Origin of the sequence: Massilia sp. CT11-108 (genome assembly GCF_047302915.1) — a bacterium.
GTDB lineage: Bacteria > Pseudomonadota > Gammaproteobacteria > Burkholderiales > Burkholderiaceae_D > Telluria > Telluria orientalis.
The window spans coordinates 1-5,008 of sequence record NZ_JBKYMO010000410.1; the positions used below are offsets into that span (position 1 = coordinate 1).

Genomic DNA, 5,008 nt, shown 5'->3' on the forward strand with positions numbered 1-5,008 from the left:
TGCTGGCACTTCATCAAACGCCCACACTTATCGACTGTTGATTGTTAAAGAGCTGTATTCGGTACTGCCTTGCTGCGTTTGCGAATCGTTTTGTTCGTCAGCAGCAGAGGAACGAGATTATGCAGTGTTTCGTTTAACTCGTCAACTCATCTTTTTCGTCAGCGCAAGCGGCGTTGTCAAACCACCTAGCTCAACTGTTTGATTTCGCTGAACTTTTCTTGCACTGCCGAAGCAGGAGGCGAACTATAGCAAACCAGATCGGAGGTATGCAAGGGGCTTACCGTAAGAATTTTCGAGTTGCTTCTGTGCTATCTTTGCCGGCTTCATCCCCCCATGGAGTCCCCATGCGCATCGCCCCCACGACGAATCCCGATCTGTCCGCCGCCCTCACCGCCGCCATCAATAACAAGACGAAGCCGCTCGGCAGCCTCGGCGCCCTCGAACGGCTGGCCGGCCGCCTCGGCCTGATCCAGAATACGGTCGCGCCGACGATCCGGCAGCCGGCCATTCTCGTGTTCGCGGGCGACCATGGCGTCGTCGCGGAAGGCATCTCCGTCTACCCGCAGGACGTCACGTGGCAGATGGTCGAGAACTTCCTCGCCCAGGGCGCCGCCATCAACGTGTTCGCGCGCCAGAACGGTATAGCCCTGCACGTCGTGGATGCGGGCGTCAATCACGATTTCGGCGCACGCCCCGGCCTCGTCGACCGCAAGGTGGCAAACGGCACGCGCAACTTCGCGGTCGAACCGGCGATGACGCCGGCGCAATGCGCCACCGCGCTGGAACATGGCGCGGCCCTCGCGGCCGACCTGCCCGGCAACGTGGTCGGCTTCGGCGAGATGGGTATCGGGAATACGACGGCGGCCGCCGCGCTGATGCACAAGCTGACGGGGATTCCCGTCGCGGACTGCGTCGGCGCCGGCACCGGCCTGTCGCCGGACGGCGTGCTGCGCAAGCAGCGCGTGATCGAAGCGGCGGCCGAGCGCCATGCCGGCGTCGACGATCCCCGCGCCGTGCTGGCCACGTTCGGCGGCTTCGAGATTGCGATGATGGCCGGCGCCATGCTGAAGGCGGCCGCGCTGCGCAAGGTCCTGCTGATCGACGGCTTCATCGTCACGAGTGCCCTGCTCGTCGCGGCGCGCATCGAACCCGCGATCCTGGATTACTGCGTGTTCGCGCACTGTTCGGACGAATCTGGCCACCGCCGCATGCTGGACGCGCTCGGCGCCGAGCCGCTGCTGCACCTGAACCTGCGCCTCGGCGAAGGCACGGGCGCCGCGCTCGCCCTGCCGCTGCTGCACGCGGCCGCGAACTTCCTGAACGAGATGGCGACCTTCGAGTCGGCCAGCGTCAGCGAAAAATCCGCCTGATGCATCAAGTCCGCCTGTTCTTCATCGCGCTGCAGTTCTTCACGCGGCTGCCGATCCCGGGCTGGGTCGGCTTCGAGGCCGCGTGGCTGCAGCATGCGTCGCGCTACTTCCCGCTCGTCGGCGTCGTCGTCGCGGCGGTTGCGGCCGGCGTCTATTACGCGGCCGCGCTCGTGCTGCCCGCGCCCGTGGCGGCCGTGCTGTCGACCGCGGCGTCGATCTATATCACGGGCGCATTCCACGAAGACGGCTTCGCCGACACGTGCGACGGCCTCGGTGGCGGCATGACGAAGGAACGGGCGCTGGAGATCATGAAGGATTCGCGCGTCGGCGCGTACGGCGCGATTGGCATCGTGTGCATGCTGGCGACCAAGCTGTCCGCGCTGGCGATGCTGCCGCCGCACGTGGCCGTGGCCGCGTTGTTCGTCGCGCATCCGCTCTCGCGCCTTGCCGCCACGGCGCTGATCTGGAAGCTGGACTACGTGCGCGGCGAAGGCAAGGCCAAGCCGCTGGCGCAGCAAATGACGACGGCCGAATTCGCGATCGCGACGATCACCTGCACGCTGCCGGCCGCGTACGTTCTGGCCACGAAAGCGATGACGCCGGCCGCCATGCTGGCCGCGATCATCGCAGCGGCACTCGCCGCGCTATGGCTGGGCCGTTTATTCGTGCGCCGCCTCGGCGGCTACACGGGCGACTGCCTCGGCGCCGTCCAGCAGCTGGCCGAAGCGCTCATCCATGTCGCCGTGCTGGCCACGCTGGGCCACGGCGCCTGGAACGCATGACGCTGTACCTGGTCCGCCATCCGCAACCGGACGTTGCGCCCGGCCTGTGCTACGGCGCCAGCGACGTGCCGGTCACCGAAACGGAACTCGCACGCGTGCAATCCGGGCTCGCCCTGCCGCGCGACCTGCCCGTCTACGCAAGCCCATTGCGACGCTGCGCCTTGCTGGCCGAGCGGCTGGCGCCGGGCCGCGTGACGCTCGACGCGCGCCTGGCCGAGATGGATTTCGGCGCGTGGGAGTTGCGCCCATGGTCGGACATCCCGCGCGCCGACGTCGACGCCTGGTCCGCCGACCTGCTCCACTACCGCCCCGGCGGCGCGGAAAACGTGCTCGACGTGGCGCGTCGCGTGCAGGCATTCGTCGCCGATCTGCGTGGGCCGTCCGCGCTCATCGTCTGCCACGCCGGCACGATCCGCCTGCTGGCGGCGCTGCATGGCGGCGTGCCGCTGGAACAGGCGGCACTGAACGCGGCGCAGACGCCGCATCGCATCGGCTACGGCCAGCTGGTCGTGCTGGGCGTATAATGTCGGGGTTTTGGTGCTCGCGCTCCTCTCTGGGGCGCAGTTAAACGGGAAACACGAAGCGCTCTTCAGACAGGCGCCAACGTGTGCTGCCCCCGCAACGGTAAGCAAGTGCCGGCACGCTCTCACGCGTGCGCGGCAACCGTCCCCACATACCACTGTGCATCCGCATGGGAAGGTCGGACGGCCATACTCGCCAGCCCGGATACCGGCCAAAAGGTGGAAGCGCCCTGCGCTTCTGTTCACCTGGCTGACGGGGACGTCGGCCGGTTGTCCATCACAATAAAAACGTCATGTCCTTTCCTGTTTTCCGGCAGGCAGCCGCGCTTTCGCTCGCATTCGCTGCCGCCGCATCGGCCCACGCCGATCCCATTCCCGACACCGTCATCGTCACCGCGAATCGCACGCCGCAGCGCGCCGAAGACGTCATCCCCGACACCGTCGTCATCTCCAGCGACGACATCGCCCGCGCGGGCGCCGGCTCCGTCGCCGACGTGCTGCGCCGCCAGCGCGGCATCGAAATCTCGCGCAATGGCGGCGCCGGTACCAACACCACCGTGTTCCTGCGCGGCGCCAACAGCAACCAGGTCGTCGTCCTCGTCGACGGCGTACGCATCGGCTCCGCGACCACGGGCGCGGCGTCGTGGAATGCGATCCCGCTGTCGGCCATCGACCACATCGAGATCGTCTACGGCCCCCTGAGCTCCCTGTACGGCGCGGATGCCATCGGCGGCGTCGTGCAGATCTTCACGAAGAAGAGCGAAGGCGCGCCGATGTTCAGCGCCAGCGCGGGCGGCGGCACCTACGGCACCAACCAGTACGACGCCAGCGTACACGGCTCGACGGGCGGTGCGCACGGCGTGACGTATGCCCTCTCCGGCGCGCACGAAGAATCGGACGGCTTCTCGTCCACGCGTCCCGGCTCGTCGAGCTACAACGCGGACGATGACGGCTACACGCGCAACAGCGTCAACGCACGACTCGCACTGCGCCTGGCCGAGGGTCACGAGATCGGCGCGCAATTCATGCAGAGCCGCCTGAGCGCGCAATACGACAGCGGCAAGTCAGCCTTCGACACCCACAACATCCAGGAACTCGACAGCTACAGCGTCTTCCTGAACGACCGCTTCCTCCCGAACTGGCGCAGCAGCGTCCAGGCGGCGCGCTCGGAAGATAAACTGGGCAGCTTCACGAGCACGACGCCGTCCGGCACCACGCAGCTGAACACGCGCCAGGACGAGTTCACGTGGCAGAACACGTTCGACATCGCCGGCGACACGCTGCAGGTGCTGGCCGGCCACCGCAAGGAACAAGTCCTGTCCAGCGCCATCAAGGACATCAACCGCACGCGCATCACGAATTCCCTCGCGGCCTCGTACGACCTGCGCCGCGGCAGCCACCTGCTGGACGTCAGCGCGCGCAACGACCATTCCGAATACGGCGGCAAGACGACGGGCGCCCTCGGCTACGGCTACGAGTTCACGCAGGACCTGCGCGCCACGGCGAGCTACGGCACGAGCTTCCGCGCCCCCACGTTCAACGAGTTGTACTACCCGGGCTATGGCCTGACGTCGAACAAGCCGGAACGGGGCCGCAATGCGGAAGTGGGCGTGCAGTACCGCGTGGCCGGCGTCGACCTGCAGGCGAACTACTACCGCAACCGGCTGACCGACATGATCGTGTCCGTCACGCCGTGCCCGGACCGTCCGAACGGCAGCTGCGCGTACAACGTCGACCACGCCCTGCTGGAAGGCCTGACGCTGGCGGCCGTCACCCGCATCGGCAACCTGGACCTGCGCGCCAGCGCCGACCTGCAGGATCCGCGCGACGAGACGACCGGCAAGCAGCTGGCCCGGCGCGCGCGCCGCCACGCCAGCGTCGCGGCCGACTACACCGTGGGTGCCGTGGAAACCGGCGTCGAGCTGCAGGCCTCCGGCCGCCGCTTCGACGATGCCGCCAACGCCAACCGCCTCGGCGGCTACGGCCTGCTGAACCTGTACACTACCTGGCACATGACGCGCGACTGGTCGCTGCTGGTCCGCCTCGACAACGCGGCCGACAAGCACTACGACCTGGCGCGCAACTATGGCACCTCTGGGCGCACCTGGTTCGCGGGTTTCCAATATGGTAGCCACTGAGGGAGTTCGCTAACCACCATGTTCCGACGAGCCATGCACCCAGTACCACCGCCCCTGCGCCAGCGCGCCATTCCGATCATCGTCACGCTGCTGTGCGTGGCGGTCGCCAGCCTGCTCGTCGCGGGCATGAGCGGATCGATTGCGGTCGCGCCGGCCGAGCTGCCGGACGCGGTGGCGCAGGTGCGGTGGTACTGGGT

Annotated in this window: 5 protein-coding genes and 1 riboswitch; all 5 genes read left to right on the forward strand. The window is 67.4% G+C overall.

Annotated features, from left to right (window positions below):
- Window positions 1-202, forward strand: a 202-nt coding sequence (locus ACEN88_RS24150; RefSeq protein ID WP_413343746.1) for a hypothetical protein, incomplete at its 5' end; no start/stop codon positions are given.
- A 142-nt stretch (window positions 203-344) separates the two neighbouring features.
- Window positions 345-1,370 carry a nicotinate-nucleotide--dimethylbenzimidazole phosphoribosyltransferase gene (cobT, locus tag ACEN88_RS24155; RefSeq protein ID WP_413343747.1) on the forward strand — a complete coding sequence of 342 codons (1,026 nt, stop codon included), beginning with the start codon at window positions 345-347 and terminating at the stop codon, window positions 1,368-1,370.
- Window positions 1,370-2,152: an adenosylcobinamide-GDP ribazoletransferase gene (locus ACEN88_RS24160; protein WP_413343749.1), complete on the forward strand. Its 783-nt coding sequence runs from the start codon at window positions 1,370-1,372 to the stop codon at window positions 2,150-2,152. The genes cobT and ACEN88_RS24160 overlap by 1 nt, the downstream gene beginning before the upstream one ends.
- Window positions 2,149-2,676 carry an alpha-ribazole phosphatase family protein gene (cobC, locus tag ACEN88_RS24165; RefSeq protein ID WP_413343751.1) on the forward strand — a complete coding sequence of 176 codons (528 nt, stop codon included), beginning with the start codon at window positions 2,149-2,151 and terminating at the stop codon, window positions 2,674-2,676. Before ACEN88_RS24160 ends, cobC begins: the two co-directional genes overlap by 4 nt.
- Window positions 2,671-2,905, forward strand: a riboswitch (cobalamin riboswitch). Its footprint overlaps the gene before it by 6 nt.
- Before the next feature lie 61 nt (window positions 2,906-2,966).
- Window positions 2,967-4,811 carry a TonB-dependent receptor domain-containing protein gene (locus ACEN88_RS24170; protein WP_413343753.1) on the forward strand — a complete coding sequence of 615 codons (1,845 nt, stop codon included), beginning with the start codon at window positions 2,967-2,969 and terminating at the stop codon, window positions 4,809-4,811.
- The last annotated feature ends 197 nt before the right edge of the window (window positions 4,812-5,008 follow it).

Excerpts from the sequence above, each read along its gene's own strand:
- ACEN88_RS24170 (WP_413343753.1), top strand. The coding sequence starts at position 2,967 with ATGTCCTTTCCTGTTTTCCGGCAGGCAGCCGCGCTTTCGCTCGCATTC.
- ACEN88_RS24160 (WP_413343749.1), top strand. The coding sequence starts at position 1,370 with ATGCATCAAGTCCGCCTGTTCTTCATCGCGCTGCAGTTCTTCACGCGG.
- cobT (WP_413343747.1), top strand. The coding sequence starts at position 345 with ATGCGCATCGCCCCCACGACGAATCCCGATCTGTCCGCCGCCCTCACC.
- cobC (WP_413343751.1), top strand. The coding sequence starts at position 2,149 with ATGACGCTGTACCTGGTCCGCCATCCGCAACCGGACGTTGCGCCCGGC.